At 70.3% G+C, this 502-nt stretch carries 1 protein-coding gene; it reads left to right on the top strand.

What is annotated here, in order from left to right:
* Positions 1-498 (top strand): HNH endonuclease signature motif containing protein (locus tag RS85_RS00005; RefSeq protein ID WP_152642281.1); only part of this gene is annotated, 498 nt, incomplete at its 5' end.
* Positions 499-502: the final 4 nt, after the last annotated feature.

Raw genomic sequence — 502 nt, 5'->3', positions numbered from 1 at the left:
GTGTCCGTCACGGCGGAGGAGTACGCCACCGGCCGCGGGTGGGCGCACGTGCAGGGCATCGACACCCCGGTCTCGGTCGGCGTCGCCCGACACATCGCCTGCGGAGGGAACATTCAACGGGTGCTGTTCGATCCGGAGGGCCGCATCATCAGCATCGGGGCCACCGACCGCCTCTTCACCGTCCACCAACGCCGAGCCATCACACTCCGCGACAGGGAATGCCTCATCCCGGGGTGCCACGTCCCGGCATCCTGGTGCGAGATCCACCACGACCAAGAACACGCCCGCGGCGGGCCCACGCACACCGACAACGGCGTCACCCTGTGCTGGCACCACCACCGCACCCTCGACACCAGCGGGTGGGAGATCCGCATGAACAACGGCATCCCGCAGGTCCGCGGCCCGGCCTGGTGGGACCCCCACCGCAGATGGCGCACGCCCCACCACCTCCACACCGCCTCTCACTTCGCTCGTCCCTCTCGCGCCCGCGCAGGCTGAACCG

It is taken from the genome of Microbacterium sp. SA39 (genome assembly GCF_000967865.1).
GTDB lineage: Bacteria > Actinomycetota > Actinomycetes > Actinomycetales > Microbacteriaceae > Microbacterium.
Note: the sequence above shows the minus strand (reverse complement) of the source record. Positions and strands in the feature narration are given on the sequence as shown.